This is a genomic window from Acidobacteriota bacterium (assembly GCA_016712445.1).
GTDB lineage: Bacteria > Pseudomonadota > Alphaproteobacteria > Caulobacterales > Hyphomonadaceae > Hyphomonas.
In genome coordinates this window covers 90222-116985 of the sequence record JADJRB010000010.1, presented here as the reverse complement: position 1 = coordinate 116985, position 26764 = coordinate 90222, and the positions used below count along the sequence as shown (strand labels likewise).

Annotated in this window: 30 protein-coding genes, 1 tRNA gene and 1 pseudogene; 18 read left to right on the top strand and 14 right to left on the bottom strand. The window is 65.9% G+C overall.

Annotated features, from left to right (window positions below; translation table 11 throughout):
- Positions 1–10 precede the first annotated feature (10 nt).
- The 7 genes from IPK75_19670 to IPK75_19640 form a co-directional block, all read right to left on the bottom strand.
- Positions 11–1249 carry a beta-lactamase family protein gene (locus IPK75_19670; GenBank protein ID MBK8200565.1) on the bottom strand — a complete coding sequence of 413 codons (1239 nt, stop codon included), beginning with the start codon at positions 1247–1249 and terminating at the stop codon, positions 11–13.
- A gap of 115 nt (positions 1250–1364) precedes the next feature.
- On the bottom strand, positions 1365–3884 hold the full coding sequence (locus tag IPK75_19665) for a GAF domain-containing protein (GenBank protein ID MBK8200564.1): 2520 nt from the start codon (positions 3882–3884) through the stop codon (positions 1365–1367).
- 29 nt (positions 3885–3913) lie between these two features.
- Positions 3914–4459 (bottom strand): biliverdin-producing heme oxygenase, encoded by a 546-nt coding sequence (locus IPK75_19660; GenBank protein MBK8200563.1) that lies wholly within the window; start codon positions 4457–4459, stop codon positions 3914–3916.
- A gap of 128 nt (positions 4460–4587) precedes the next feature.
- Entirely contained in the window at positions 4588–5592 is a 1005-nt protein-coding gene (locus IPK75_19655; GenBank protein ID MBK8200562.1) for an LLM class flavin-dependent oxidoreductase, read from the bottom strand.
- A 61-nt stretch (positions 5593–5653) separates the two neighbouring features.
- Complete coding sequence (locus IPK75_19650) at positions 5654–6700, bottom strand: SAM-dependent methyltransferase (protein ID MBK8200561.1); 1047 nt, start codon at positions 6698–6700, stop codon at positions 5654–5656.
- A gap of 24 nt (positions 6701–6724) precedes the next feature.
- Complete coding sequence (locus tag IPK75_19645; GenBank protein ID MBK8200560.1) at positions 6725–7087, bottom strand: hypothetical protein; 363 nt, start codon at positions 7085–7087, stop codon at positions 6725–6727.
- A gap of 62 nt (positions 7088–7149) precedes the next feature.
- Positions 7150–8103 carry a prolipoprotein diacylglyceryl transferase gene (locus IPK75_19640; protein MBK8200559.1) on the bottom strand — a complete coding sequence of 318 codons (954 nt, stop codon included), beginning with the start codon at positions 8101–8103 and terminating at the stop codon, positions 7150–7152.
- Between the two features lie 75 nt (positions 8104–8178).
- Here IPK75_19640 and IPK75_19635 point away from each other — a divergent pair, with 75 nt between their 5' ends.
- From IPK75_19635 to IPK75_19580, 12 genes are all read left to right on the top strand, one after another.
- Positions 8179–8439: an accessory factor UbiK family protein gene (locus tag IPK75_19635; protein ID MBK8200558.1), complete on the top strand. Its 261-nt coding sequence runs from the start codon at positions 8179–8181 to the stop codon at positions 8437–8439.
- 113 nt (positions 8440–8552) lie between these two features.
- Positions 8553–9056 (top strand): YbjN domain-containing protein, encoded by a 504-nt coding sequence (locus IPK75_19630; protein MBK8200557.1) that lies wholly within the window; start codon positions 8553–8555, stop codon positions 9054–9056.
- 7 nt (positions 9057–9063) lie between these two features.
- On the top strand, positions 9064–9873 hold the full coding sequence (locus tag IPK75_19625; GenBank protein ID MBK8200556.1) for a pyrroline-5-carboxylate reductase: 810 nt from the start codon (positions 9064–9066) through the stop codon (positions 9871–9873).
- Positions 9874–9892: 19 nt separating this feature from the next.
- Positions 9893–10510, top strand: a complete 618-nt coding sequence (locus tag IPK75_19620) for a hypothetical protein (GenBank protein ID MBK8200555.1) — start codon at positions 9893–9895, stop codon at positions 10508–10510.
- Positions 10507–11598 carry a phosphotransferase gene (locus IPK75_19615; protein ID MBK8200554.1) on the top strand — a complete coding sequence of 364 codons (1092 nt, stop codon included), beginning with the start codon at positions 10507–10509 and terminating at the stop codon, positions 11596–11598. Before IPK75_19620 ends, IPK75_19615 begins: the two co-directional genes overlap by 4 nt.
- 280 nt (positions 11599–11878) lie before the next feature.
- Positions 11879–12277, top strand: a complete 399-nt coding sequence (locus IPK75_19610) for an HU family DNA-binding protein (GenBank protein ID MBK8200553.1) — start codon at positions 11879–11881, stop codon at positions 12275–12277.
- A 283-nt stretch (positions 12278–12560) separates the two neighbouring features.
- A complete protein-coding gene (locus IPK75_19605; protein MBK8200552.1) occupies positions 12561–12833 on the top strand; it encodes a DUF1153 domain-containing protein in 273 nt (90 codons plus the stop codon).
- 90 nt (positions 12834–12923) lie between these two features.
- Entirely contained in the window at positions 12924–13568 is a 645-nt protein-coding gene (locus tag IPK75_19600; protein ID MBK8200551.1) for a hypothetical protein, read from the top strand.
- Positions 13565–14479 (top strand): hypothetical protein, encoded by a 915-nt coding sequence (locus IPK75_19595; protein ID MBK8200550.1) that lies wholly within the window; start codon positions 13565–13567, stop codon positions 14477–14479. The genes IPK75_19600 and IPK75_19595 overlap by 4 nt, the downstream gene beginning before the upstream one ends.
- Positions 14476–14883 carry a hypothetical protein gene (locus IPK75_19590; protein MBK8200549.1) on the top strand — a complete coding sequence of 136 codons (408 nt, stop codon included), beginning with the start codon at positions 14476–14478 and terminating at the stop codon, positions 14881–14883. The genes IPK75_19595 and IPK75_19590 overlap by 4 nt, the downstream gene beginning before the upstream one ends.
- Positions 14880–15146, top strand: coding sequence for a flagellar motor switch protein FliN (fliN, locus tag IPK75_19585; protein ID MBK8200548.1), 267 nt, complete (start codon positions 14880–14882; stop codon positions 15144–15146). The genes IPK75_19590 and fliN overlap by 4 nt, the downstream gene beginning before the upstream one ends.
- 56 nt (positions 15147–15202) lie before the next feature.
- Complete coding sequence (locus tag IPK75_19580; protein ID MBK8200547.1) at positions 15203–16075, top strand: phenylalanine 4-monooxygenase; 873 nt, start codon at positions 15203–15205, stop codon at positions 16073–16075.
- A gap of 231 nt (positions 16076–16306) precedes the next feature.
- Here the strand turns inward: IPK75_19580 and IPK75_19575 are convergent, their stop codons facing one another.
- The gene (locus tag IPK75_19575) at positions 16307–16693 is read right to left on the bottom strand and encodes a hypothetical protein (GenBank protein MBK8200546.1); all 387 of its coding nucleotides are present in this window, start codon (positions 16691–16693) and stop codon (positions 16307–16309) included.
- A 136-nt stretch (positions 16694–16829) separates the two neighbouring features.
- Entirely contained in the window at positions 16830–17276 is a 447-nt protein-coding gene (locus tag IPK75_19570) for a MarR family transcriptional regulator (GenBank protein ID MBK8200545.1), read from the bottom strand.
- A gap of 78 nt (positions 17277–17354) precedes the next feature.
- On the opposite strand from IPK75_19570, the gene IPK75_19565 reads away from it, so the two are divergent.
- The 5 genes from IPK75_19565 (at position 17355) to IPK75_19545 (ending at position 19960) form a co-directional block, all read left to right on the top strand.
- Complete coding sequence (locus IPK75_19565) at positions 17355–18017, top strand: glutathione S-transferase family protein (protein ID MBK8200544.1); 663 nt, start codon at positions 17355–17357, stop codon at positions 18015–18017.
- A gap of 10 nt (positions 18018–18027) precedes the next feature.
- On the top strand, positions 18028–18513 hold the full coding sequence (locus tag IPK75_19560) for a VOC family protein (protein MBK8200543.1): 486 nt from the start codon (positions 18028–18030) through the stop codon (positions 18511–18513).
- Positions 18510–18719, top strand: a complete 210-nt coding sequence (locus IPK75_19555; protein ID MBK8200542.1) for a DUF4287 domain-containing protein — start codon at positions 18510–18512, stop codon at positions 18717–18719. Before IPK75_19560 ends, IPK75_19555 begins: the two co-directional genes overlap by 4 nt.
- A 64-nt stretch (positions 18720–18783) precedes the next feature.
- Entirely contained in the window at positions 18784–19239 is a 456-nt protein-coding gene (locus IPK75_19550; protein MBK8200541.1) for a VOC family protein, read from the top strand.
- A gap of 4 nt (positions 19240–19243) precedes the next feature.
- A complete protein-coding gene (locus IPK75_19545; GenBank protein ID MBK8200540.1) occupies positions 19244–19960 on the top strand; it encodes a DUF1428 domain-containing protein in 717 nt (238 codons plus the stop codon).
- A 3-nt stretch (positions 19961–19963) separates the two neighbouring features.
- Here the strand turns inward: IPK75_19545 and IPK75_19540 are convergent, their stop codons facing one another.
- The 3 genes from IPK75_19540 to IPK75_19530 all read right to left on the bottom strand — a co-directional run bounded on the left by IPK75_19540 (position 19964) and on the right by IPK75_19530 (position 23461).
- Positions 19964–21856 (bottom strand): polysaccharide biosynthesis protein, encoded by a 1893-nt coding sequence (locus IPK75_19540; protein ID MBK8200539.1) that lies wholly within the window; start codon positions 21854–21856, stop codon positions 19964–19966.
- A 141-nt stretch (positions 21857–21997) separates the two neighbouring features.
- Complete coding sequence (locus tag IPK75_19535; protein MBK8200538.1) at positions 21998–23248, bottom strand: DUF445 domain-containing protein; 1251 nt, start codon at positions 23246–23248, stop codon at positions 21998–22000.
- A gap of 136 nt (positions 23249–23384) precedes the next feature.
- A tRNA-Ile gene (locus IPK75_19530) sits at positions 23385–23461 on the bottom strand.
- A 192-nt stretch (positions 23462–23653) separates the two neighbouring features.
- Between IPK75_19530 and IPK75_19525 the strand changes: the two genes are divergently transcribed.
- Entirely contained in the window at positions 23654–24355 is a 702-nt protein-coding gene (locus IPK75_19525) for an SIMPL domain-containing protein (GenBank protein MBK8200537.1), read from the top strand.
- 49 nt (positions 24356–24404) lie between these two features.
- Here the strand turns inward: IPK75_19525 and IPK75_19520 are convergent, their stop codons facing one another.
- Both IPK75_19520 and IPK75_19515 read right to left on the bottom strand, forming a co-directional pair.
- Positions 24405–25370 (bottom strand): KpsF/GutQ family sugar-phosphate isomerase, encoded by a 966-nt coding sequence (locus tag IPK75_19520; GenBank protein MBK8200536.1) that lies wholly within the window; start codon positions 25368–25370, stop codon positions 24405–24407.
- 462 nt (positions 25371–25832) lie between these two features.
- Positions 25833–26639 (bottom strand): annotated as a pseudogene (locus tag IPK75_19515) (D-alanyl-D-alanine carboxypeptidase).
- Positions 26640–26764 lie beyond the last annotated feature (125 nt).

Sequence of the window (26764 nt, the reverse complement as noted above, 5' to 3'; positions counted from 1 at the left end):
CAGGATCGGTTCACGGCGCCGCGACGCGCTCATCGTGTACCGGCGGCTCCGGCTCCAGTCCCAGCCAGTCCTTCGGCTCGAGGCCGAGCGTCAGGTCCATGAACATCGGCGCGATGGCCCACATGCGGCGCGTGCGCGTGTTCGACAGGACCACGATGCCGGTATCCTCATCCGGCAGGAACATGATGTGGGCGCCGTAGCCGTCGACCGAGCCGCCATGCGCCACCACCGTGCGGCCCGCATAGTCATACACGCGCCAGCCATAAGCATAGTGCGATGCCGCCAGCGCCGGCATCACGTCGCGCATGCGCTGCGTCTCGGTAGGCGTCGCCACCTGCGGCGTGTGGATGAGGTCCAGCACCTCCGGCGGTAGCACATCCGGCGCATGGCCGAGCTGGGCATTCAGCCACTGCGCCATGTCCTTGATCGAGGCATTCACGCCGCCCGCCGCCGGGATGGCATAGTAGGGGAGTTTCACCTCCAGCCGCGTCCAGGGATTCGGCGGCAGGGCGGGGTCCCTCTGGCGCGCGCGCGTGTGCGGGCGCGCCCAGTTGCCGGTATGGGTGAGCCCGTCCAGCCCGTAGGACGCGGTTGTCATGCCAAGGCGCGCGAACAGGCGTTCCCCGACCAGTTCCGGATAGCTCTCGCCATAGGCGGCCGCGAGCGCCCGCCCGGAAAGATCGTAGGTGACGTTCTGGTAGGCATAGCACGACGCGGCCGCGCAGGTCGGTTTCACCTTGCGGTACATCGGCAGTATGCGGACGGGTTCGATACCCTCTTCCAGCAGGTTGTCATACGCGTTCGGCGGCAGGCCCGTGCGCTGGCTGAGAAGACTTGCCAGGGTGAGCGTCTTCTCGCCGCCGCCCGGCAGCGCCAGCTCCGGCGCAAAGCCGGAGACCGGGGCATCCAGCGAGAGGCGGCCCTCCGACGCCGCGAGCCCCACCATGCTTGAGGCAAAGCCTTTCGACAGCGAGGCAATCCGGAACACTGTGTCCGCCGTGACGGCCTCGCCTGTGCCGGTCTCGGTCTCGCCGTAAGTGTGCAGGAATGTGACTTCGCCATTGCGCACCACGGCAACCGCAAGCCCGACGAAATCCCCGGTGCCCATGGCCTGTTGCAAGGTCGCGTCAAGGCGCAGCAGTTGTGCCTGCGCAATCAGCGTGGGGGAGGTGAAGCCGGCGAGCCGGATATCGAGCGCGCTCGCGGGCTGCAACCCGAATCCCATCGCGGCGGCGAGCAGTCCGGCCATCAACCTGAAGAATCGAACCACGGAGCCATCCCTTGCTTGCCGCGTCTGTCTTGAATCGCTTCGCCCTGCGCTGTCCAGAGTCATTGCCGCGCCGCCCTGCGATCAGACGTCCCGGTCAGACCGCGCGCCCGCGCAGCAGGCGTTCGAGCGCAGCGGACAGCAGGGCCGACGTGTAGGGCTTGCGCAGCACCGGCACCGCCTGCAGTTCCGGCGGGATATGCGCATTGTCGGCATAGCCGGTCGTGAACAGCACCGGCACCCCGGCGCCGATCAGCGTGCGCGCGACCTCGATCGATGACGACCCGCCGAGGTTCACGTCGAGCAGTGCGACATCCGGCTTCTGCCGGCGGATGGCGGCCAGCGCGTTGGCGGGGGTCGCGGCCACTTCGACGGTCTCCGCGCCCAGCTTGAGGAGGAGGTCCTCCATCTCCAGCGCCACCACGAACTGGTCTTCGACCACGAGCATGTTCAGGCCCGCGAGCGACACGCGCGGCGCCTTGCGCTGGGCAGGGGAGGCGGCCGAGGCCGGCGCTGCCTCTGCCACCGAGACAAATGGCGCGGGGATCCGGATCGATGCCCGCAGGCCCTCCGGCCTGTAGGCGAGGTCGACCTCGCCCTGCAGGTCAAACGGAATGCTGCGGTCGATCAGCGTCGAGCCAAAGCCCTTGCGCTTCGGCGGCGTGACCGGCGGCCCGCCGCTTTCAGTCCACTCGATCACGCAGTCGCCGGAATCGTTCAAGCGCCAGGCGATATCGAGCCGTCCGTGGTCGGAAGAGATGGATCCATACTTCGCCGCGTTCGTCGCCAGCTCGTGCACGACCAGTGCAACCACCGAAAACGCCCGTGCATCCAGCACGACCGGCGGGCCTTGCAGCTCAATCACCGCGCCCCGGCCGTGATAGGGCGACAGCTCGGTCTCGACGAGGCTCTTCAGGTGGCCGCCTTCGCTGCCATGCCAGACCTGGTCGTGCGCCTTGGCGAGCGACATGATGCGCCCTTCCAGCGTCGAGACATAGTCTGCCAGCGAGCGGCCATCGTCCTTCGACTGGCGCAGCAGCGAGCGAATCAGGGCAAGGATGTTCTTGACGCGGTGGTTCAGCTCGTCGTTCAGCCGGCGCTGGCGCACCTCGGCCTGCTGGCGTTCCGCTTGCAAAAGCGCCGTCTGGCGCAGCGTGATTTCCATCAACGCAATCCTGATGCCTTCTGCCGCTTCGAGCACCTGCGCCGTCCAGGGCTGGGATTGTCCGCGTACTTCTTCCTTCCAGATTGCGAAACTGACGCGCGGCGTCAGTCGGTCGCCGTTCGGGCCGGTCGTGTAGGCCTTGTTCGGATCGCCGCCCCATTCGATCGTCTCGACCACTTCCTTGCGGAAATAGAACAGGTAGTCGCCGGCCGCCTTCGACAGCGGAATGGCAAGCACGCCCGCCGGCCCGCCGGGCATCGGCCCTTCCAGCCGCGTCGACAGTCGGTCGGTAGCCCACACTTGCCCGGGCGCTTCAGACTCTGCCAGGCGCGCGACCTGCTGCAGGATATCGTCCGCAGGCGTACGACCGGACCGCTCCGCTTCGCCCTCCAGCCAGAGCGCGGCGCCGTCGCTGGGGATCAGTTTCGCCATGTCATCGATCCGCGCGCGCAGCAGCAGGTCAGGGCGCGGCTCGTCGACGATGCGCAGAAGGATGTCGCCCAGCGCGGCGCGCACCTTGGCAGCTGCCTGCAGCAGTTCGCGGGAAATCAGCGACTCCACCTGCATCGAGAAACAGTCACCGATCAGCTCGATGTTCATCCGTTCGGCCAGCGACAGGGCGCGCGGCGAATAGTGGTGGCAGGCAATCAGTCCCCAGAGCTTTCCCTCGACGATGATCGACACCGACATCGACGCGGCGACGCCCATGTTGCGCAGATATTCGCAGTGGATCGGCGAGACGCTTCGCAGGTGGGCATAGCTGAGGTCGATCGGGCGGCCGTCCGCATCGGTCACCGGCAGGATCGGCACCGTCTCGCCTGATGCATCAGACACCACGCGGATCGTGTTGCGCAAGTAGAGCGCACGCGCCTGGGCCGGAATGTCGCTCGCCGGGAACCACTGGCCCGAAAAGCTCTCGAGGTCGGCGCGCTTCGTCTCTGCCACCACCTGGCCGGCGCCATTCTCGGCGAAGCGGTAGACCATCACGCGGTCGTACTTCAGCGCGCCGAACAGCAGCCGCGGCGCATTGCGCAAGAGCTGCGACAGCCGCGTCTCCGCACCCAGCCGCCGGATGATCGTGCGCGCGAGTTCCAGCGATGCCGGATCGGACTGCGGCGCCGCAGGTTTCAGTTCAATGATCACGCGGCCATCATGCATGTGAGCCACGATATCGAAGGCGCGGCCGCCGCTGGCGTTCTGCCGGAACAGCAGGCCGGGCCGCGACGGGTCCGGCGAGCGGGCAAGGCTGTTGCGCACCTCGTGGCCGATCTCCCGGCCCAGCACATCGTCGAGCGATGCGCCGATCACGCTTCCCGCGCCGAGACCCAGCAGGTCTTCAGTGTTGGTGGACGCATGCCGGATGACGAAGCTGTCCGGGTCACAGGCCAGCAGGCAACCGATCGCCTGGATCGTTCCCGGAATATGGATCGGCTCAACGTCGCAATTGCTCAACGTTGCCGGTTGTGTCGCTAAGTTGTCATTCACCGTAAAGCGGCTCCCTGCGCCTCGAAGGCGCGGGTAAAGATCGCGAATGCGGCGTGCGCACTTGCGATCATCGGTTGGGTATCAACCGCCGAAGCGTCGGCCAGCAGCGAGAGAAAGGAACGCCAGAAGCGGCCGTCCCTGCCATGTGTCAGGTAGCGGACATTATCGCGCACCGCGGCGCTTGAAGAGTCGGCCGCGCGGGCGGCGAGCACAGTTGCCCCCAGCCGGCTGCCTTCCAACACGTAGAGCGTGCCCAGCATTTCATCGCTGGTCAGCTTGCCTTTTGATGGTCCCTGCATGGGCTGGCCGGCATCCGCGCCAAGGGCGCCGAGATCCTCTGCCAGCGCGAACCGCCGCCGCCGCTGCGCCCAGTCCTGCAGCAGACCCGACACATTCGACCGTTCCAGCTGCTGCTCAAGCCCCGCTAGCGCGGCATGCGTCGATGTCAGGAATCGCCGGTAGTTCGCCTCGTTCGCGAAATCGAGTCCGGACACAAGTCCGTCCAGTCGGGCATGATCGCTGCCCGTGGCCTGCTGGAGCACCTGACGAAGTATGGCAGAAAACCTGTATCTGGGAGGAATAAGGGATTCAGCCTACAAAACAGGTAATTGGCCCGCAAGCGTTTGCGCCAGTGATCACTGTTCTTGCTTCTTGCGCGCCGAAACAGCGCTCAGGCGCTGGCGCCCACTTTCAGGTCCGCCATCACGCCCGCGATGATCTCGAAAGATCGCCGGCGCTTGTCCTGGTCGTACATGTCGGAGACGACCATCAGCTCATCGGCCTCTGTGCGCTCCAGCAGGCGGTTAATCCCGGTACGGACGGTTTCGGCATTTCCCACGATGCTGAAGTTCAGCATGTGCGAGGCCTGCATTTTTTCCTGCGGCGTCCAGTAGGTGTCGATGTCGTCGATCGGTTTCTGCATCAGCTTGCGTTCGCCGCGCACGAGATTGGCGAACGACATCTGCTGCGAGGTGGCGAGGTATTTCGCCTCTTCGTCCGACTCCGCCGCGATGATGTTGACGCCGATCAGCGCATAGGGCTTCGGCTGCTGCTTCGAGGGCCGGTAGCTCTGCCGGTAGATCGCCAGCGCTTGGTCCAGCATCTGCGGCGCAAAGTGTGAGGCAAAGCCGAACGGGAAGCCGTAGGCCGCGGCCATCTGCGCGCCGTAAAGACTGGAGCCAAGGATCCACAGCGGCACATTGGAGTTCGATCCTGGCACCGCCTCGATCCGCTGGCCCGGCGCCACCGGGCCGAGCCAGGCCTGCAGCTCAAGCACGTCCTGCTGGAAATTCTCCGCTGCCATGCCGTCGCGCCGTAGCGCGCGCAGCGTCAGCTGGTCAGTGCCCGGAGCGCGCCCGAGCCCGAGATCGATGCGGCCCGGATACAGGGCTTCCAGCGTGCCGAACTGTTCGGCGATCACGTAGGGCGCATGGTTCGGCAACATGATGCCGCCCGCGCCCACGCGGATCGTCTTCGTGCCCGCCGCGATGTGCGAAACCACCAGCGACGTCGCCGCCGTCGTCACCGCCGACATGTTGTGATGCTCGGCCACCCAGAAGCGCTTGTAGCCAAGCCCCTCGGCATGCTGGGCGAGTCGGCGCGCCTCATTCAGGGCATCGGCGCGGGTAAATCCCTCGCGCACGCGCCCCAGCTCAAGAATGGAAAGTTCCGCCACGTGCGCACCTCGTCTTTCGGACCCTAACATGGGGCTTTCGGAGCGAACGCCAATAGGCGCGTCAGAAACCTGCCGGCTTCGCCAGCCCGGCCGAGGACAGGCAGATTGCCTTGAAGCGGGCGCCCATGTCTTTCGGGTCGATCAGCTTGCGCGCCGCGTTGAACAGCGCTTCGCCGTCCTCCGGATTGGCGGTGACGAGCTGGTTCAGCCGCGCCTGCGCGCCGAGGCCGAGCAGGAACATGCCCTGCGGCGCGGGGCCGGCCACGTCGAGCCCGGCCGAGCGGGCGAGCCGTGCCAGCCGCCCGAAATCGACATCGACGGTCAGGTCGGTCTCGCCCGGCGCTTCAAGGGGCGAGACCTGCGCGCCGCGCCGGTAAGCCCGCAAAGTGTCGCCGGGCGCCCGGTCATCCGGGCCATAGTCGATGAACAGGGCCCGCACCGGGGCCGTGCGGGAGACAAGATCCGCCACGATCAGGTCCAGCCCCGCCTGCACCTCGACGGTGTCACCGGAGGGCGCCATCTCATGCGGCGGGCGCGGCTCGTCGGCAGCGAGGCCGAACACCAGCGCGCCCGCGCTGTCCAGCCCGATCACGCATTCGTGCCAGGCCTCGCCGGCCTTGCGGAACTGGCGGGCGGGCAGGCAATCCAGATACTCGTTGGCGACGATCAGGGCAGGGCCATCGGCGACCTCCGCCAGCTTTGACGCGAACTCCGGCTTCGAGGGCGCGAACAGCGCCTTGAGCTCCGCTTGCAATAACGGGCTCGGCTCGATGAACACCAGCCGCATCGCGCTGGCGAACTCGTCGCCGCCCGCTGTGCCTGCCGCGCGCAGGGCGTCGAGCATCAGCTGGCCGCGCCCCGGTCCGATCTCGACCAGCTGGAACGCTGCCGGCGATCCCAGCGCCCGCCATTCATGCACCAGCCACAGCCCGAGCAATTCGCCGAACACCTGGCTGGTTTCGGGCGCCGTCGTGAAATCGCGCCCGATACCCGGACGCGCGGCGTAATAGCCGCCCTTCGGGTCGTGCAGGGCAATCTGCATGTAGGTTGAAAGCGGGATCGGCCCGCCGCTTTCGATCAGGCGAACCAGCCGGTCTTTTAGAGTCATGTGTCCGTCAATTTCTTCAGCGCGTTATCGCGCCTTCGCGGGCACCAAATAGGCCGCACCGAATATGCCGGCCAGCAGGATCAGCACCCACGAGGACAGGGAGCTGAAATCGTAGACCGGGGTGTTGCGATAGAACCAGTGCAGCCCGACATGCACCACCGCAAACACGCAGAGCCCGTAGCGGATGGCCGCGCGGCTGCCCGTCTCGGCAAGGAAGATCATCCCGAGCACGATCGGCACGTGTGCCCACATGAAGATCTGCTGGTCGAATGAAGTATAGGAACTTGTGTTCAGCGCGAGCGGGTTCCAGCCCTGTCTCAGGGGGGAATCGAGCTCGTGCGTGAACAGGCACGCCGCTGTCAGACGGTACAGGCTGTCAGACTTCATTGCGCCCCCCTCCCCAGGTTCGCGCGTCAAAGCATCCGTAACTCTACGTATTAACGAAATCCTTATACGCGCTTTTCCTGCGCTTTCAAGGCGTTCCAGATGAGCCAGGCGCCGCCGATCCACATCGGCACCGACAGGATCATCCCCATCGTCAGCCATTCTGGCAGTCCGCTGACAAAAGAATCCGGCATCCGGAAGTTTTCGGCAACAGATCGCCCCACACCGTACATGATCAGGAAAAGTCCTGCCACGAGACCGGGGCGCTTCAGGGCGCCGAACTTCCAGATCAGCAGCGACAGCACGAGCAGGGGCAGCCAGCCTTCCAGCACGGACTCGTAAAGCTGGCTCGGATGGCGGGCCATTTCGGTCCCCGAATAGACCCACTCGCCGGTGTCCCAGTTATAGGCCGGCGGCGTGGATCCCTGCACGTAGCCCTCCGGGAACACCATGCCGACCGGGGCGTCGGTATGCCGGCCGTAAAGCTCGCCGTTGACGAAGTTGGCGATCCGCACGAGGCCGATGCCGATGGGGGCGGTGACGCCTGCAATGTCGCCCACCGAGAGCAGCTTCACGCCGCGCTTCGCCGCAAACCACCACAGCACGATCGCCACCCCGAGGATGCCGCCATGGAAGGCCATGCCGCCGTCCCAGATGCGGATGATGGTCAGCGGATCGGCGGCCAGCACGTCCATCTGGTAGGGCACCATGTAGAACAGGATGTAGCCGAGCCGCCCGCCGAGGATGATGCCGATGATGATCCAGAACATCAGGTCATCCATCGCTTCCTGGCTCAGCGGCGGCTCGCCGCCCCACAGGGCCGGGCGCTTCAGCAGCTGGCTCGCATACCACCAGGCCCCGCCGATCCCGGCGATATAGCCGAGCGCGTACCAGCGCAGGTGGAACTCCCCGAGACCGGCAAAGCCGAAATCGATCGAGAAGAGCGCAGGGCTCCATTCCGGAAACGTCAGCGCGGCCTGGGTAAAGTAAACGCTGAGGGCGGCGAGGAGGTCTGTCATGCGGCGTCTTTTCCCTGTCTGTCCGGCACCCTATCTGCTAGGGCACGGGCATTCCCGGCGCGAAGGAGTAGCTGCATGGCTGGCACAAATCCACTGCTCGATGACATCGCCAGCCTGATGACCGGCGCGCTCGGCGCCGCCCGCGCCGCCGGCGAGGAAGCCAAGACCGCCGCCCAGGCCCGCGTGCGCGCGCTGATCGCCGACATGGACCTTGCCGGCCGCGATGAAGTGGAAGCCCTGAAGGCCATCGCCACCGCTGCCCTTGACCGGGTCGAGACGCTGGAAGCCCGCATCGCCGCGCTCGAGGCGGGCCAAGGGAAATCCACGGCTTCCTGATGCCTGACTGTTGAACCGGGTGGACAAGCGCCCGTCCGGCCGGTTTGTTCGGGGAGTGGATTTGTCTTCCGAATCCGGCCCCAATCCTGAGACTGCGAAGCGGAGGCGCCTGCATGAGCCTTGAACTCGAACACACCCCGGACTTCGACATCGACCCCCTCGACATCGTCGAGGTCGTGCTTGAGGCGGCCAACTGGCCCTGCGAGCGGGACGAAGAAGGCACCCTCCAGGTAGTCGCGGAAACCCGCTGGGGTGACATGGGCGCACTGTTCGCCTACCGGCCTGAACCCTCCGCCATCCACTTCTCGCTGACCCTCGACGTGAAGGCGATGGCCGCCAAGCGCAGCGCGATTGCCGAGCTCGTGATGCTCGCCAACGAGCGCCTCTGGGTCGGCCATTTCGATTTCTGGTCGGACGACGGCGTCATCATCTTCCGCTACACTTTCCCGATGGAAGGCCGCGACGAGGTCAGCCAGGGCGAAGTGCGCGCCGTCATCGCGGCCGCCGTTGCCGCCGCTGACCGTTTCATGCCGGCTTTCAACTTCCTCGTCTGGGCCGGCAAGTCGCCTCGCGAAGCCATCGACGCGGTGATGTTCGAAACCCACGGCGAAGCCTGAGCCCCAAATGGCTGCCGCGCCGTCCCTTGTCCTCGTCGGGGCCGGCCGGATGGGATCGGCGCTGGCCCGCGGCTGGCTGAAGGCCAAGCCGAAGCGCCGCATCGCGGTCATCGAGCCCACCCCGTCCGAAGACTTCACCGCCTGGGCCGCTGACGGCAAGGTCGTGCTCAATCCGCCTGTGAAGCCCGCTGGCGTGCTGGTGCTCGCGGTCAAGCCGCAGGCCTTCGCTGCCGTCGCTGCGCAGGTCGCCGGCTTCGTCGGCCCGGCCACGCTTGTCGTCTCGATCATGGCGGGCGTGCGCATCGCGCAGATTTCGCGCCGCCTCGGCACGGCCCGCGTGGTCCGCGCGATGTCCAATACGCCCGGCTCCATCGGGCAGGGCATCACCGTCTATTCTGCTGCGCCGGGACTTGCTGCGGCCGATGCCGACGCCGCCCGCGACCTGCTCGCCCCGCTCGGCGAGGTCGAAGGCCCGGTCGATGAAGGGCTGATGTCGGCCGTCACCGCCCTGTCGGGGTCGGGCCCGGCTTACCTCTTCCTGCTCGCCGAAGTGATGGCCGAGGCGGGCGAGGCCGAAGGCCTGCCGCGCGCGCTTGCCCAGCGCCTCGCGCGCCGCACGGTCGAAGGCGCAGCGGCGCTGATGGCCTCCGGCACCGCCGATCCCGAATCACTTCGCCGTGCAGTCACTTCCCCCGGCGGCACCACCCAGGCGGCCCTTGACATCCTCATGGACACGGGTGGGATGCCCCGGTTGATGAGAGACGCCCTGCGCGCCGCCGCGAACCGCGACCGGCAGCTGTCGAAAGAGGCGGACTGAACCCCGGGAGGCCTGGCCCTTGGCCACGTCTGAGAAGATCATCGAGAAGGGGCTGAAGGCAGCCCTTGAGCTCGCCGCGTCGCGCGCCTGGTCGGATATTCCGCTGGCGGACATTGCGGCGAAGGCGAAGCTGCAGCTTTCGGACTTTCACGGCGTCGCCGCGCGCGAAGACCTCGTCGAGGCGCTCGACGGCTGGTTCGACAAGGCGATGTCGGCGGAGGGCGTGCCGGAGGAGACATCCGCGCGCGAGCGTCTGTTCGATGTCATCATGCTGCGCTTCGAGGCGATGGAGAAATACCGCGCCGGCCTGACCGCGCTGATGAAGTTCCGCGAAACCTCGCTGACCCATCTCGTGAACCTGCCGGTCCATCGCCACGCGACCGCCGCCTGGGCGCTCGCCTCGGCCGGGCTCGACAATGACAGCGGCGCGCCAGCCAGCTTGAAGCGCATCGCCATCGCTTTCGTGATCGCGCAGGCCGAGCGTGCCTGGCGGCGTGAGACGAACGGCGATTTCGCGCTGACCATGGCCGCGCTCGACAAGGGCCTGCGCCGCGCCGAGGAACGCCTCGGCCAGTTCCGAAAATTCACCGGGCGCGCCCGCCCGGATGCTCCGACAACAGAGGAAACCGCCCCATGAGCCGACCCGGCCTCGACACGAACCCGCTTGAGCTTGGCCCGGACTGGTTCAACACGCTGTTTGGCGAGATCGGGATTGACGGCGAGGTGCGCTCCCTGACCTCGAAGTCGATCGGCACCGGGCAGATCGGCGAGAACGTGCGCTTCGTGTTCGACTATGCGCGCGCCGGGGCGAACGCGCCGAAAACGCTGGTGGGCAAATTCCCGTCGGCCAACGAGCTCAGCATCATGACCGCCAAAATGCTCAACCATTACAAGCGCGAAGTGATGTTTTACCGCACGTTTCCGAAAGTCGCCGGCCGCATCACGCCGGATGCACTGTACACGGACTATGACCCGGAAACCAACCGGTTCGCGCTGATCATGGAAGACATGGCGCCGTCGGAGCAGGGCGACCAGCTGAAAGGTTGCGGCGTCGACGAGGCAAAGCTCGCCATGGAAGCGGCCGCAGTCCTGCATGCCGCGCATTGGGAAGATCCCGTGCTCGACGAACACGACTGGCTGCAGGGGTCCGCGAAGGCGCCCCCGCCGGGGCTCGGTCCGGAACAGATCGCCGGCCTGTGGCTCGGCTTCAAGGACCGGTATGCGGCGCAGATCAATGCCGAGCAGATCGAGGTCGGCGATGCGTATGCGGCCAGCCTGCCGAAATGGGGTGATGCCTATCAGGGCCCGCATGCGCTGACGCATTCGGACTACCGGCTCGACAACATGCTGTTCGGCAAGCCCGGCGCGAAGAAGCCGCTGGCGGTGGTCGACTGGCAGACCGCCGGCAAGGGCGCGCCGGCCAATGACGTTGCCTATTTCATCGGTGCAGGCCTGACGCGCGAGGAACGCCCCAAGCATGAGCAGATGCTGCTGCGCCATTACCACAATGCGCTGCGGGCCGAAGGCATCACCAGCTACAGCTTTGATGATCTCTATACGCATTATCGCTGGTTCACCTTCTACGGCATCTCTGTGGCCTTCGCGGCCGCGATGATCGTGAAGCAGACAGAGCGCGGCGACGAGATGTTCCTCACCATGCTGCGCCGCCACGCCGCGCAGGTGCGCGAGAACAATGGTCTCGAGCTGTTGAAGTCGCTCGCCTAGGCGCGCTGCCAGAAAATCCGCTCACGGATGGAATCTGGCCTTTGCCGGATGCTCCCTGATTCGGGGCGGCGCCTTCCGCGCAGGCGGCAAAGCATGTTTTGCTGGGTTTTCCGGCGATAAATTGGGTTTTCATCAACCGAATTGGGCCTCTTGCGCCCGCCTGCAAGCGAAGTTATGCCCTGCCGCTCTCAGTCGATTATCTCTACCGTTCCGTTTGCAGCCGAAGAAATCCCGTTTCGAGGTTGCGTTTCAGTTCCACTGTCCAACAAAGGAAACAGACATGGCCGTTAAACCGAAAGCCCCGGCAAAGAAATCGCCGGCCGCAAAAGCGCCTGCAAAGAAAGCCCCGGCAAAGAAAGCGCCGGCAAAAGCAGCTGCGGCCAAGAAAGCCACTGCGTCTGACGTGATGACCGTCAAGCATCTCGCCGCCGAGCTGTCGGAAGCTCACGCGATGCCGAAGAAACAGGCTGAAGCCGTCGTCACCGATTTCATCGACCGCATGGGCGGCTACCTCAAGAAGGGCAAGAAGCTGCGCATCTCCGGCCTCGGCATCCTGCAGGTCCGCAAGCGCCCGGCCCGCAACGGCCGCAACCCGGCCACCGGCGAGTCGATCAAGATCAAGGCTTCGAAGAAAGTTGCCTTCCGTCCTTCGAAGGACCTGAAAGACCGCGTCCTCTAGGCTTAGCCAGAACGCCAGGAATTTGCGCCCGGCTGCGAAACCCGCAGCCGGGCGTTTTATTGACGGACTGGCACGCAAACCGCGAAACTTCCTGCTGCCAGTCGATGTTTTGCCCCATTTGGCGCGATTGTCCCGGCGCGGAACAGTTTTCCGAACAGCCTCCTAACAGGGGCGGCCAAACTCAACTTCCAAGTCAAGGCCGGGCTTAAACCGGTGCGTGTAGGGTGATCTCATGGCCTCGCAGAAGCGGGGAGATCACCACTGGACCTGGAAGGGTTTGAACATGAACATGCAGAATGCACGCCCGATGAGTGTCAAAGGCCCGGATGGCCAGACCCTCACGCTCGCCGATTTGCCGTCGCCCGGCATTTCCCGATGGGTCACCCGCCGCAAGGCGGAAGTCGTCGCCGCCGTGCAGGGCGGCCTCCTGACCCGCGAAAACGCCTGCGAACGCTACAACCTTACGGACGAAGAGTTCGAAGGCTGGGAACGCCTCTACGCCCGTCACGGCGCCAAAGGCCTTCGCACCACGCGCCTCCAGCAATACCGCCGTTAAGGCGTTGTTTGCCTTGTTAAACCTGCCTTAAGGCTGGCCTTCTAGCTTTCCGGGAATCTGCCAGCCTTGCGGCTGGCCCCGGAGAGCATGATGGCGCTTGGCAAACCTGCAGGAACGGCCGGACTGGCGCGCCCGCTGGCGATGCTGGCCTGCGCCGTGGCGCTTGGCCTGCTCGTCTGGCGCGGCGCTGTCCTGCTGACCGGGCCGGGCAAGCCGGTATCAGCGAGCCCGGTCGAAGCGGCTTTGGCGGATGTCCTGGCGCCGGTCGCCGGTCCCGGCCTGTCGCGCCTCAGCGTTACCTACAATGCCGAGGGCGGCCGCACGGTCCTCCTCCTCCTCGATGAAACCGCCTCGGACCGCATTCCGGACCTGCAGCGCATTGCCGCCCTCGCGGCCGGCATCAACCCGGCGCAGGGCGACCGTCTCGTGATTGAAACCATCGCTTTCGCGGGCGGCCTTCCGGGCCGGCCCGACGCTGCGGCCTGGACCGAACTGGCAGGGCTTGCCTTGCTCGTTCTCGTCAGCGGCGCCCTCGCGGTCCTGTCAGGCAAGTCGGCGCCCGTCGCCGGGCCGGTCTCGCAGGTTATCGATCCACCTATTGTTTCAAGCGCGCCGGAGCGCGTGCGACCGCTGCGGCCGGTGGCCGTTCCGGACGCCGCCGTCGACCTTGCCCGGCGCGATCCCGCGCAAGCGGCTGCGATCGTGCGCGGCTGGATCAAGGGGGATGCCTCGTGAGCGCGCTGGCCAAACCGGCTTCCATCCTCGCGCCCGGCCTTGCCCGGTCGGCCCGCCTGATGCGGGCGCTTGGCGCCGAAGCTGCGGCGGTCTGGGCGCAACTTGATCCGCAGGAGGCCGCGCAGCTCAGCGCTGCGATGGATCAGGTCGGCGACGATGCCGACGGCGAAGCCGATGCGCTGCGCCGCTTCACCGAAACCCAGCGCGCCACGAGCGGTGCAGGTGTGTGGGCCGAACTGTCGGCGCTTGATACCAACCTGCTTGCTGTCCTGACGCGTCACGAGCGGGCGCAGGTCGTCGCGCTCATCCTGTCGCGGCTTTCAGGTGAGGCGGCCGCGCGGCTGCTGCGCGCCTTGCCGCCTTCGCTGGCGATCGAGGCGATGCAGCGCCTGCTGCATCTCGGCGAAGTGCACCCCGCCGCGATGGCCGGGCTGGAACAGCATCTCAAGGGCCGCGTCGCCGCACTGTCGCGTGATGGCGGGCAGCCGGGCGTCGAGCGGATCGCGCGCATCTTTGATCGTCTTGATCCGCGCGCGGGCAATCTCTTCCTTGCGGCGCTGGAAAAATCCGAACCGGGCGCGGGCGAGAAAGTCCGTTCCCTGATGTTCACCTTCGACGACCTTGCGTCGCTCGACGCGGCCGGCATGCAGACGCTGTTGGCCGGAGCCAACCGCGCGGTGCTGGTGCTCGCCCTGAAGGCCGCGAAACCGGCGACGGCGGCGGCCTTCTTCGCCAACGTCACCCAGCGCGCAGGCGAACTGCTGCGCGAGGAAATCGCGGCGCTCGGCAGCGTGCGGCGCGCCGATGTCGAAGCCGCGCGCGGCGAACTCGTGGCGCTCGCCCGCCAGCTGATCGAGCGCGGCGAGATCCGCGCCGGCAAGGCCGGCAAGGAAGACGACCTGATCGAATGAGCAATGTGCGCGCCATCAAGTCCGTGACCGCGTTCGACTTTCGCGCCGATTTCGGTGCGCAGCCCGAACCGGCAAAGGAAGTGGCCAGCGAAGCCGACACGCGCGTCAGCTTCAGCGGCGAAGAACTGGCCGCGCTGATCACGCAGGTGCGGGCCGAAACGCTGGCGGAAGTTGAACAGCGCCGGGCCGATAGCGAAAGCGAACGTCTGGCGGCCGTGAGCGCGGAACTTTCGCAGGCGCTGGAGGAGATCACGCAGGTGATGGGCCTGATCGGCGCAGCGCAGTATCATGCGGTGACCGAGACACGGCTGCGCAGCCTGATTGATGGGGCTGCAGCGCGCATCGTCAGTGGGCAGGGCGACTTGTTTCCCCCGGCCGCTTCGTCCAGGGAAGGACAGACATGACCGAACAGACCAACCCCGCCTTCCACCGGATGCTGCTCGACGTGCCGGTGCGCGTTGAGGTCGTGCTCGGCGATGTGCGCCTGACGATGGAAGAGCTGATGGCGCTGGCGCCCGGCGATGTGCTGACGATGCAGAAGGAGACCGGCGAGCCGGTGGATATCTACGTTTCCGGCCGCCTGATCGCGCGCGGCAAGCTGGTGGTGGCCGACGGTGAACTGGGCGTGACGCTGACCGAGATCGTGGACGCCCGTTCGGTCAACTGAAGCCCCGAAATTAGTTACATCTGGAACTAATTGGCGGTCCGGCCTATACTGGCGCCATGGACACGGCCTTTGCAAAGAATCGCTATCACGGCGCGCCGCGCGCGCCCGATTTCACCATCGACCAGGCCTGGGACACCTACAGCCCCGAGGAGCATGATCGCTGGGACCGGCTGTTCCGCCGCCAGCGCGAGGTGACGAAGGGCCGGGCCTGCCAGGCGGCGCTCGACGCGATGAGCGCGCTGGAGCTTTCGCCCTCCGGCATTCCCCACATGGGCCGGCTGTCGGACAAGCTGGAAGCGATGACCGGCTGGCGGATCGTGCCGGTGGCGGAGCTTGTGCCGGACGACATCTTCTTCAACCATCTCGCCAACCGCCGCTTCCCGGCAGGCGCATTCATCCGCCCCGAGGCGGAGTTCGATTACCTGCAGGAACCGGACATCTTCCACGACATCTTCGGGCATGTGCCGATGCTGGCGAACCCGGTGTTTGCCGATTTCATGGAAGCCTATGGCAAGGGCGGACAGCGGGCGATGCGCCTTGGCCAGCTGCACAACCTCGCGCGGCTTTACTGGTACACGGTGGAGTTCGGACTTATTCAGGAGACGGACGGTTTGCGCATCTATGGCGCGGGCATCCTGTCGAGCCCGCACGAAACGGTGTTCGCGCTGGAAGACGCAAGCCCCAACCGGATCGGGTTTGACCTGAAGCGTCTGATGCGGACGAAATACATCATCGACGATTTCCAGCAGACCTATTTCGTCATCGACAGTTTCGAGGCGCTGCTGGAGGCCTGCTACAAGGATTTCGGCACCGTCTACGCCGACGTGAAGGGCCTGCCGGTTTTCGAGGCCCGCGATGTGGTCGCCGGCGACCGGGTGATCACGCGCGGGACGCTGGATTATTTCAAGGCGGGCGGGCGCAAGGGCTGAGGCTTGCGCGGACAAGCACGTGCGGCCGGACGCGGGGGTGAGCCGGCCGGTGCAAAGTTGTAGCTTTCATTTTCCGTGTCTTCCCGGCGAAAGCCGGGATCCAGCGAGGGCTTGGGCGAGGACTGGGTCCCGGCGTTCGCCGGGATGACACGGGTGGGGTGCTGGGGTGGGCGGTGAGCCCGCTCTATCCTTCGACTTCGCTCAGGATGAGCTTCGCGATGTGGGGAAAGCCTAGGAAGTGTCGAGGAGGGTGAGGGCTGCAGCCCCCTCCGTCACCTGCGGTGACACCTTCCCCGCGAAACGCGGGAGGATGGCGGCAGCCAACGTTTCAATGTCCAGGCAAGCCGGAAGGGATGACTCCCATGCGGGGTCCGTCAGGGGACGGAAGGTTCGCTGTGGGGGGTTGTAGGCGTTCGGGTCTGGCTGGGGGACGGCATAGTGGATGGAGACGAAGCCCCATTCGTTGACCGAGTAGAGCGCGTTCCCGATTCCGTAGGCGTTGAACCAGCGGAGCAGGCGGTTGAGCTCCCACCAGAGGATCAGCCAGCACAACGGATGCACATGCGCGAAGAAGGGCGCGAAGTGCGGGTGCTGACGGAGGCGGGCGATGGAGTACATGCGACGGAGTATAACTCCGTGCGCGGAGGGGCGGCGTAAGTTTTGGCGAACTATTTTACAAGCGCTTGGTGCGGCTTGTTATTTTGTTTTCCGCAGGGGGCAAAACCGTTGCGTAAGTGCGCCTAGCGCACAGGGCTCAGTAAGCCGCAGCGATGCGCGTGAGGCTGGGGCGCAGGGATTTGCTGCCGGCGGGCAGGTGCGTGTCGACTTCATCATGCGTGGCGCGCCAGACCGGCACGGCCAGTTTCAGGAGATCGCGCCCGGCATCGGTGAGATGGAGGCGGCGCGAGCGGCGGTCATCTTCATCCGGCACGATCCGCACGAGGCCGCGCTTTTCGAGCGGCTTCAGGTTGGCCGTCAGCGTCGTGCGGTCCATCGCCAGGAAGGACGCCGCCTCGCCAAGGCGCGGCGCGTCCGGCCGGTTGAGCGACATCAGCAGGGAATACTGCCCGTGGCTGATGCCGAACGGGGCAAGCGCCGCGTCGAACCTGCGGGCGAGGGCGCGCGCGGCGCGGTGCACGCTGAGGCAAAGGCAGCGCGTGTAGACTTCGTGCGTGACGCTGAGCGGCAAATCAGATCGCATGACCGATAAGTAGGTTGACATCAACATATCTGTCAACGAGAACAGGCAGGCAACGTTTGAAGGGAAGAGGTAAGCGCCATGCCAGAGGTGACGGCATTCAACTGGGTTCCGGATTTCGCGCAGGGCTTCGTGCGCGACTTGCGCGTGCGCTGGGCGCTGGAAGAAGCGGGGCTCGCCTATTCGGAAAACATCATCGATCATGACCAGAAGGTCGCGCCGGCGCACCTGCGCCGTCAGCCGTTTGCGCAGGTGCCCGCCTATCGCGACGGGCCGGTCGACATGTTCGAATCCGGCGCGATCGTGCTGCGGATTGCGGAGCGTTCAAAAGCACTGATGCCGGCCGGTGAGGCCGCGCGGGCGCGCACGGCGAGCTGGGTGTTTGCGGCGATGAATTCGGTCGAGCCGTTCGTGATGAATGTGCGCAGTGCCGAAATATTCTGGGCGGCCGAGCCCTGGGCGAAAGGCTTCGGCGCGAAGGCGGCGGAGATCCTGCGGATGCGCCTGCAGCGCCTGTCGGACTGGCTGGGCTCGAAGGATTATCTGGAGGGCGAATTTTCCGCCGGCGACCTGATGATGGCGTGCGTGCTGCGCGAGATTGCGGGCTCGCCGCATCTTGCGGCTTTTCCGGAACTTGAGGCTTACTGTGTCCGTTGCACTGGACGGCCTGCGTTCAGGAAAGCGCTGGCGGCGCAGCTGAAGCATTTTGAAGCGTTTGAGGCCGCGCAGGCCGCGGCGACCTGAGGAGACCGGTATGGGATTGCTTGAGAAGAAGGTGCGCACCTGCCTGTGGTTCGACAAGGGCGGCGTCGAGGCGGCAAAGTATTACGTGTCGCTGCTGCCGGACAGCCGGATTGACGGGATCATGGACCATGGCAATGCCGCTGACCCGATGGTAGTTGAATACACGCTGGCGGGCGCACCGATGATGCACCTGACGGCCGGGCCGCACTACAAGCTGACGCCGGCGGCCTCGATCAGTGTGCTGACGAAGGACCAGGCGGAGACGGACAGGCTGTGGAGCGCGCTGCTGGACGGCGGCGGCGAAGAGAGCATGTGCGGCTGGCTGGCGGACCGTTATGGCGTGTCCTGGCAGATCGTGCCGGAGCCGATGGTGCGGATGTTTGCCGATCCTGACCAGGCGGCCGCGGGGCGGGCGCGCGCGGCGATGCTGCAGATGCGCAAGATCGATCTTGCGGCAATCCGGGCTGCGTTCGAGGACAAGGCGGCGGTGTCATGAGCGCGGACAAGGTGAAGGGGCCGGCGTCATATTTCCCGTCGATCGAGAAGACCTATGGCAAGCCGGTCAGCCACTGGATGAATGTCATCAAGGGCATGGACGGGCGCAAGCATATGGAGATCGTCTCGGCGCTGAAGGCGGAGCACGGACTGGGGCATGGGCACGCGAATGCGCTGGTGGCGCACTACCGGTCCGTAAACGGATGAACTGGAAAAGGAGCAGGTGATGGGCAAGGACAAGCGGCCGCCGGTGGCGGACATTGCAGCGGAAATGGGCGTGGCATTGCTGATGCCGCACCTCACCTGCAGGGATTGCAGCAAGGCAATCGATTTTTACGTGACGGCTTTCGGCGCCGAGGAGATGATGCGCCTGCCGGGGCCGGACGGGCGGCTGATGCATGCCTCGGTGCGCCTGAACGGGGCGATGGTGATGCTGAACGACGAGTATCCGGAGATGGGCGGGGTCTCGCCGCTGTCGCTGGGCGGCTCCCCGGTGACGCTGCACCTGATGGTCGATGATGTGGACGCGGTGGTGGCGCAGGCTGTGAAGGCAGGCGCCGAGGTCGTGATGCCGGTGGCCGACCAGTTCTGGGGCGACCGCTACGGCGTCGTGAAGGATCCGTTCGGGCACTTGTGGTCCGTGGCGACGCCGGTCTGGCCGCCGAAATCGGCCGATGAAATGGCGGCTGCGCGCGACGCGGCCATGGCACAAATGTCAGGGAGCTGAAGACATGCCGTATATCGATGGATTTATCCTGCCGGTCCCCAACGCCAACAAGGAGGCCTACCGCAAGATGGCGGCCGATGCGCTGCCTTTTTTCCAGAAGCATGGCGCGATCGGGTTCGTGGAGAATTGGGGCGTCGAGGTGCCGAAGGGCAAGACCAATTGCTTCAATTCGGCGGTGATGAAGAAGGACGACGAGTCGGTGGTCTTTTCATGGATCGTCTGGCCTGACCGCGCGACGCGCGATGCCGGCAACAAGAAGATGATGGAAGACCCCGACATGAAGATGGACGGTGGGATGCCCTTCGACGGGATGCGGATGATTGTGGGCGGATTTGATGTTGTGCTGGGCGATGCGCTGGCGACGCCCGGCATCATCGACGGGATGGTGCTGCCGGTGCCGGCGGACAAGCGGGCGGATTATATCGCGGCCTCGAAGCAGATGGCGGAGCTGTTCCTCGAGCACGGCGCAACGTCGGTGGTTGATGCGTGGGCGGATGATGTGCCGCAGGGCAAGGTGAACTCGTTCCACACGGCAATTCTCGAAAAGCCCGGCGAGACGGTGGTCTTTTCATGGATCAACTGGCCGAACGCGGAAGTGCAGAAGAAAGCCTGGGAGACCGTGATGGGCGACCCGCGGATGGAGAAATACAATCCGGCGACGGTCGGCGCCGACATGGGCCGGATGATCTTCGGGTCGTTTTCGCCGATCGTGGTGGCCTGAGCCTCAGGCCGGGAGGCGCTGCGCGTCCGGGCCGCGTTCGGCGCCGTATTCCGGCACCAGCGCGCCGAGCAGGCGCAGCGCTTCGGACGCGTCCTGCCGGCGGGCAGCCTCGATCAGCACGGTCAATTGCTTGTCGAGCAGCTCGCTGGCCGCGGCGGCGCTGGTGACGCGGTTGACGCCGTCGACCGGCGTCGGCTCCAGCGCCTCGTGGGCATAGGTCAGTGCCTCGTGCATCTTCTCGCCGCGGCGCATGCCGGTGGTGAGGATCTGGATGTCGGCGTCGGGCACCTTGCCCTTCAGGCGGATCATGGTTTCGGCGAGCTGGCGGATGGCGATGGGCTCGCCCATGTCGAGCACGAAGAGTTCCGCGCGCCGGTCTTCCCGCTGCAGGGCGGCGGCCTGCAGGACGAGGGCGGTCGCTTCCTCGATGGTCATGAAATAGCGCGTGGCTTCCGGGTCGGTGAGCGTGACCGGGCCGCCGGCGGCGATCTGGCGTTCGAACAGCGGCACAACCGAACCGGATGAGCCGAGCACGTTGCCGAACCGGACCATGGCGCCGGACATGCCGGCTTCGTTGATGATGCGTTCGGAGGCGAGTTCGGCGAGGCGCTTGGTGGCGCCCATGACGTTGTCGGGCAGCACGGCCTTGTCGGTGGAGATGAACACGAACCGGCGGGCGCCGGACGTGGCGGCGGCGCGAGCGACATTCACGGCGCCGCTGACATTCGTCAGGATCGCTTCGCAGATGTTCTCTTCCATCAGCGGCACATGTTTCAGGGCTGCCGCGTGGATGACGAGGCCGGGCTGCGCTTCGGCGAAGACGCCGGCGACGCGGCCGGCATCGCGCACATCGCCCAGATGGCAGGCGAGGCGAAGGTCGGGGTGGCGTTCACGCAGCTCGTGGTCGATCTGGTAGAGGTTCAGTTCGGAGGAATCGAGGATCGACAGGGAGGCCGGCGACTGGCGCGCAACCTGCCGGGCAAGTTCGGAGCCGATGGAGCCGCCGCCGCCGGTGATCAGCACGTTGGTGCCCGCGATCAGGTCGCGCACGGGCGCGAGATCCAGCGTGCGCTCGGGGCGTGCAAGGAGGTCGGCGGGGCGAACGGGTTCGAGCGTCTGCGCGGTCTCGTCATGGCCGAGCGCCATGATCTTGGCGCCGTGGCTGGAGGCGATCTCGAGAATGCGGTTCATCGTCTCGCGTTCGCGGGCCGGACCGGTGACGGCGACCCAGGGCGCGCTGCCATAGCGCAGCGCGAGCACGTCGATCACCTCGTGGAGGTTCACGAGGCTGCCCATGATCGGCAGGCCGCGCACGGCGCGGCCTGGTTCCTTGTCGTCCACTTCGATCAGGCCGAGGACGCGCACCGTAGCGCCGGTCGGCGATGTTTCGAGCCGGCGCAGGACGTGCACCCAGCTGTCCGGATTGCCGACCAGCAGCACCGGCTGGCTGTCGCGCGGCAGACGCTGGAAGATTTCGAAGGGCGCATTGGTAGTGCGATAGCGGGCGACCATGCGGCCCGCGAACGCCGCCGCAGTCCAGATCGCCGTGGTCAGCAACAGCACGGGCAGGGGGTCGATCAGGCGGCCATTCAGGGCGACCATGACCGGCAAGTAAAGGAAGACCGCGAGCGCGATGCCCTGAATGAGACGGATCGCATCCGGCGCGCCGATATGGCGCCAGACCTGGCGGTGCACGCCGCCCACGATGAGCCCGCAGGCCGCCGCGAGCATGAAAGTGGAGCTGGCAAGAATCCAGGCGCGGACGGGAAAGACCGGCAACTCCGGATCCGAAAACAGCATGATCAGATGCGCGAGTGTCATCGCCAGACCGGCCATCGCCAGGTCGAACGAAAGCGTGAGCGCCATTGCGCGCCGGGCGGCGTCTCTGGGGGTCACGGCACTCTACTCCTGAACCATCTTCGGGCGCGCATTTTTTCGTTGCCGACTAGTGCCACTTAACGCCACCGGCGAAAACCCCATTCTCATTGCCAAACTGTAATCTTGGGGTGGAAAATCACGTGCGGCGCCTGCCTCCGATCACCCGCCGTGCGGGGCGAGCCAGAGCGTCAGCTGATGGATCGTAAGCCCGATGAGTCCGCCGATCAGCGTGCCGTTGATGCGGATGAACTGCAGGTCCGGGCCGACATTCTGTTCGAGCTTTTCGACGACGGTGCGCGAGTCCCAGCCCTGGATGGTGTCGGAGATCAGGCGCGCGATGTCGCTGCCATGCCGGCCGGCCAGCTCTGCAAGCAGGACACGCAGGCGGCTGTTGATGGCCTCCTGCGCCGCCGGATCGGTGCTGAGCGATTCGCCGAAGTGGGCGACCGTGTCGGCGAGCCCCTGACGCGCTTCGGAATTGGAGTCGGCGGCGCTGTCGCGCACGGCGGATTTCAGGCTTTCCCAGATCGCGTCGAGCCACGTTCCGATGGCGGGATGGGCGAGCGCCTCGGCGAGAACCTGTTCCACCTGCGCCTGAAGGGCGGGCGATTTCTGCAGATCGTCCGAGAACCGCTGCAACAGCGCGGTCACCCGCTGGCGGGCCGGATGGTCAGGATTATGCGCCATTGCGCGCAGCGAGTCTTCGATGGCGCCAATCATGGCATTCGAGGTGCTCGCGTCGACCGATACGAGCCGCAGGAACCAGTTGGTGCGCGCGCTGACACTTGCGCGGATGACTGGCTCGTTTTCCGCCAGTGCATGCCACGCTTCCGACAGGGCGGCATCCAGCACCGGCTGGTGGCGACCCTGATCGGTGAGCAGGCGCAGGCCTGAGCCGATGGCCGAGGGCAGGCGTCCGCCCCGGCTCAGTTCCGACATCTGCCGGTGCAGGAAGTCGCTCACGGCGTCGTCGTCGAGCAGGTCGACGAGGCCCGGCAGGGCGTCGAACAGGCCGTCTGCGATGCGGCGCGCGGTCTGGGGATCGCTGATCTGGCGGGCGAGGGAGCCGGCGAGGTCCTGCTGGCCGAGGCGTTCGCGCACGACGTCTGGTGCGAGGAAGTTGACGGCAACGAAATCCCCGAGCGCGGTTGCGATGCGTGCCTTGCTGCGGGGAATGATCGCCGTGTGCGGGATCGGCAGTCCGAGCGGCCGGCGGAAGAGGGCGGTGACGGCGAACCAGTCGGCGAGGCCGCCGACCATGGCAGCCTCGGCGAAGGCCTTGGCATAGCCCCAGGCCGCGCCCGTGTTCAGCACGGCGGCGACATATAGCGCGCTCATGGCGATCAGCAGGCTGCCGGCGGCAAGTCGCATGGCGGCCAGCGAGCGGGGCGGACGTGAATCGGCTTTCATGGGCGGGCCTCCGCAATCATGGGTGTGGTGCCGCCCGAACCTCACGCAACAGGCGCCCCATGGGAAGGGGCGGCGGCGATCAGGGAACCGGCGGCGGGCCGGCTCGTTCCCGATGTTGCCGATGGCGCGGGAGGTGTGGTGGGCCCGGCAGGACTTGAACCTGCGACCAAACCGTTATGAGCGGTCCGCTCTAACCAACTGAGCTACAGGCCCCTGCGCAGGTCGTTTAGGCGCCGCAGGGACGCCTTGCAACGGCCTTGTTCGGTAGAGAAGACAGGCGTACCGGTTACTCACCCCTCGAAGGAGACCTCCATGAAACGTCCCTTAATTTCGTTGATTGCCCTGATGTTCGCCGCGGCGCCTGTCGCCTGCGCACAAATGCCAATGCCTGCTTCGGCAGCGCCCATGACGGGGAACCCTGCAATGGCGCAGATGATGAACCACAATTCGATCCAGCCCGAGACGACGCTGCAGATCAACGCAGAAGCCAAGATCCAGCGCGCGCCTGACATTGCCTACATCACGGCGGGTGTCACCGAGGAGCGCGCGACCGCGGGTGAAGCGATGGCCGCGCAGGCAAAGGCGATGAACGGCGTGTTTGCCGCGCTCGAGAAGGCCGGCCTGACGAAACGGGACATCCAGACGTCCGGCCTGAGCCTCTATCCGCGCTATGACTATATCGAGGAGAAGCTGAAGGATGGCAGCTCGCGCGGCGTGCAGAAGCTGGCCGGCTACGTGGCGACCAACCAGGTGACGGCGCGCGTGCGCGACCTGGATTCGCTGGGCGCCACCATCGACAGCCTGGTGAAATCGGGCGGCAACACGTTCTCCGGCGTCAACTTCGCGATCGAGGATGACAAGGAAATCAAGAACGAAGCCCGCACGATGGCGATGAAGGATGCGATGGCGAAGGCGGAGCTCTATGCCTCGGCGGCCGGCATGCGCGTGGCGCGGATCGTGACCATCAACGAGGGCTACGAGTATGCGCCGCAGCCGATGGCTTATGCCCGCGCGGAAATGGCGATGGACCAGGCGTCTTCGCCGGTTTCGGGCGGCGAAGTGGGTGTGACGGCGAGCGTCAGCGTGTTGTTCGAACTGGTGAAATAGATACCTGCGGGTCCCGGCCCCTTCGCCTTCGGGCGAGGGGGCGCGTGGGTCAGAGGTAGCCCTCGGCGAGCAGGTCCTTCATGTCGATGAGGCCGAGCGGGGCGCCGTTCTCGCCGACGACGAAGGCGTTCGAGATGCGGTTCTCGCTCAGCGCCTTGATGACGAACTGCATGCGTTCGTCCGGGTCGATCGTGCGTGGGCGGACGGTCATCACGTCGCGGGCGGGAAGGCCGGTCTTGCCGGCGAGCATGGCGCGGCGCAGGTCGCCGTCGGTGACCATGCCGACGAGCGCGCCCTTGTCGTCTACCACGCCGGCGCAGCCCTTGCGGCCTTCGGAGACGGCATAGACAAGCGCTTCGAAATTGGCGCCGGCTTCGACCAGCGGAAGCGCATCCTTCCGCTCACGGACATAATCGCCGGCCGTCTGCAGGGTGCGGCCGAGCTTGCCGCCGGGGTGGCGGAAGCCGAAATCCTCGCGCGAGAAGCCGCGCCGCGCCATCAGGACGATGGTCAATGCGTCGCCGAGGGCAAGCGCCATCGTGGTGGACGAGGTGGGCGCGAGGCCGTTGGGGCAGGCTTCGGCAACCGTCGGCATTTCCAGCAGCACATCGGCGAAACGGCCGAGCGTGGAATCGGCGGCGCGGGTCATCGCGATGAGGGGAATGTTGTTGGCCTTGCAGTAGCGCAGGAGGTCGACGAGTTCGCGGCTTTCGCCGGAATAGGAAATGGCGATGACGACCGAGCCCGGCACCAGCATGCCGAGGTCGCCGTGGCTGGCTTCGGTCGGGTGGATGAAGAAAGAGGGCGTGCCGGTCGAGGCGAGGCTCGCGGCGATCTTCTGTCCGATATGTCCGGACTTGCCTACGCCGGCGACGACGACGTGCCGGTCAGTCGACAGGATGACATCGACCGCTTCGACCAGGCTGTTGCCGAGGGACATTTCAAGCTTGTCGAGCGCGTCGCGTTCGATGCGGACGACGCTGCGGGCGAGGTTCAGGTCTGAGGATGCGCTCACGTGCGGGCTGCTCCGGGCCGGTTCAGGACAGGGAGCGGCGTTGTGCGGGAGCCGGGCGGCTTCGGCAAGCCCCCCGGTGCGCTCACCGCCTCAGCGGCGGATCTGGCGGCGGACGTATTCGCTGACTTCAGCGGCCGGGTCGGGCTTGGCGACCTGGCGGGCTTCGTACTCGCTGACCGAGAAGCTGGCGCCGGGCGCGGGCAGGGCCGGCGAGGGCTGCATTTCGGCCACGTCTTCGGAGCTGTCGCCTTCCATGACGATCGCGTCGCCCGGCAGGTCTTCTTCGGTGTTCTCGGCGAGGGTCAGGTTGACGGCCGGTGCGGTGAAGGCGCTGAGCGGCTTGCCATTGAGCATCGGCTCGGCGGCGGCGTTGGGGTTCACCGGGGTCTCGACCGAGGCGAAGGTGGCGGTCGTGCCGCGCAGCTGGGGCGAGGTCGGGTCGGCCGGGCCGCCCAGCGTGGCGAAGGCGGCTTCGACGAGGGCTTCGACATGCTCGTTGCGCGACTTGGCGGTTGCGCCGCCGAGCATCACCGCGATCACACGGTGGCCATCGCGTTCGGCGGAGGTCATCAGGTTGAAGCCGGAGGCGCGGGTGTAGCCAGTCTTGATGCCGTCAACGCCGTCGACCTTGCCGATCAGGTCGTTGTGGTTCTTGTAGACCATCCGGCCCCAGGAGAACTTGTCCTTCTGGAAGTAGTGATAATACTGCTCGTGCTGCTCCATCAGCGCATCGGCGAGGAGCGCGAGGTCGTAGGCGGTCGTGGTCTGCTCGGTGTTCGGCAGGCCGGACGCGTTCTTGAAGGTCGTGTTCTTGAGGCCGAGGTCGCGGGCCTTGTCGGTCATCTTGACGGCGAACTTGCGCTCGGTGCCGCCGAGGTGTTCGGCCACGACCACGGCCACATCGTTGGCCGATTTGGTGACCAGCGCGTAGATCGCGTCTTCGACCTTGATCTTGTCGCCGGACTTCAGCTTGAGGTTCGACGGCGGCTGGGCTGCGGCGTTGCGCGACACGGTCATCTTGTCGGTGAGTTTGACCTCGCCGGAATCGATGGCGTCAAACAGCAGGTAAAGCGTCATCACCTTGGTCAGCGACGCGGGATACCGAAGGTCTTCAGCGTTGCGGGAATGCAGGATCTCGTTGGTATCGGCATCCATGACCAGCGCGGCATATTTTTCAGCCAGGGCCGAGGGGGCAGCCATCGCGCCAACCGATGCAACCGCCAGGGTGGCAGCCGCGGCGCGGTACAGGGAAAGGTTGAGCAGCGCCATTAAACGGCCACCTCCAAAATACGCAGAACCCCCGGTCTTCCCGAGTGGAACCTAGATTCGGTCAAACCAGTTGACCACACCTTAACGCAGCCCCGTCGCTGATAGTTTTGTAACTGATGCAAGAT

Bases quoted from the DNA above. Each gene is read 5' to 3' on its own strand.
- IPK75_19670 (MBK8200565.1), bottom strand. From the start codon at position 1,249: ATGGCCGGACTGCTCGCCGCCGCGATGGGATTCGGGTTGCAGCCCGCG.
- IPK75_19650 (MBK8200561.1), bottom strand. From the start codon at position 6,700: ATGACTCTAAAAGACCGGCTGGTTCGCCTGATCGAAAGCGGCGGGCCG.
- IPK75_19645 (MBK8200560.1), bottom strand. From the start codon at position 7,087: ATGAAGTCTGACAGCCTGTACCGTCTGACAGCGGCGTGCCTGTTCACG.
- IPK75_19640 (MBK8200559.1), bottom strand. From the start codon at position 8,103: ATGACAGACCTCCTCGCCGCCCTCAGCGTTTACTTTACCCAGGCCGCG.
- IPK75_19635 (MBK8200558.1), top strand. From the start codon at position 8,179: ATGGCTGGCACAAATCCACTGCTCGATGACATCGCCAGCCTGATGACC.
- IPK75_19630 (MBK8200557.1), top strand. From the start codon at position 8,553: ATGAGCCTTGAACTCGAACACACCCCGGACTTCGACATCGACCCCCTC.
- IPK75_19625 (MBK8200556.1), top strand. From the start codon at position 9,064: ATGGCTGCCGCGCCGTCCCTTGTCCTCGTCGGGGCCGGCCGGATGGGA.
- IPK75_19615 (MBK8200554.1), top strand. From the start codon at position 10,507: ATGAGCCGACCCGGCCTCGACACGAACCCGCTTGAGCTTGGCCCGGAC.
- IPK75_19610 (MBK8200553.1), top strand. From the start codon at position 11,879: ATGGCCGTTAAACCGAAAGCCCCGGCAAAGAAATCGCCGGCCGCAAAA.
- IPK75_19605 (MBK8200552.1), top strand. From the start codon at position 12,561: ATGAACATGCAGAATGCACGCCCGATGAGTGTCAAAGGCCCGGATGGC.
- IPK75_19600 (MBK8200551.1), top strand. From the start codon at position 12,924: ATGGCGCTTGGCAAACCTGCAGGAACGGCCGGACTGGCGCGCCCGCTG.
- IPK75_19590 (MBK8200549.1), top strand. From the start codon at position 14,476: ATGAGCAATGTGCGCGCCATCAAGTCCGTGACCGCGTTCGACTTTCGC.
- fliN (MBK8200548.1), top strand. From the start codon at position 14,880: ATGACCGAACAGACCAACCCCGCCTTCCACCGGATGCTGCTCGACGTG.
- IPK75_19580 (MBK8200547.1), top strand. From the start codon at position 15,203: ATGGACACGGCCTTTGCAAAGAATCGCTATCACGGCGCGCCGCGCGCG.
- IPK75_19575 (MBK8200546.1), bottom strand. From the start codon at position 16,693: ATGTACTCCATCGCCCGCCTCCGTCAGCACCCGCACTTCGCGCCCTTC.
- IPK75_19570 (MBK8200545.1), bottom strand. From the start codon at position 17,276: ATGCGATCTGATTTGCCGCTCAGCGTCACGCACGAAGTCTACACGCGC.
- IPK75_19565 (MBK8200544.1), top strand. From the start codon at position 17,355: ATGCCAGAGGTGACGGCATTCAACTGGGTTCCGGATTTCGCGCAGGGC.
- IPK75_19560 (MBK8200543.1), top strand. From the start codon at position 18,028: ATGGGATTGCTTGAGAAGAAGGTGCGCACCTGCCTGTGGTTCGACAAG.
- IPK75_19555 (MBK8200542.1), top strand. From the start codon at position 18,510: ATGAGCGCGGACAAGGTGAAGGGGCCGGCGTCATATTTCCCGTCGATC.
- IPK75_19550 (MBK8200541.1), top strand. From the start codon at position 18,784: ATGGGCGTGGCATTGCTGATGCCGCACCTCACCTGCAGGGATTGCAGC.
- IPK75_19545 (MBK8200540.1), top strand. From the start codon at position 19,244: ATGCCGTATATCGATGGATTTATCCTGCCGGTCCCCAACGCCAACAAG.
- IPK75_19535 (MBK8200538.1), bottom strand. From the start codon at position 23,248: ATGAAAGCCGATTCACGTCCGCCCCGCTCGCTGGCCGCCATGCGACTT.
- IPK75_19525 (MBK8200537.1), top strand. From the start codon at position 23,654: ATGACGGGGAACCCTGCAATGGCGCAGATGATGAACCACAATTCGATC.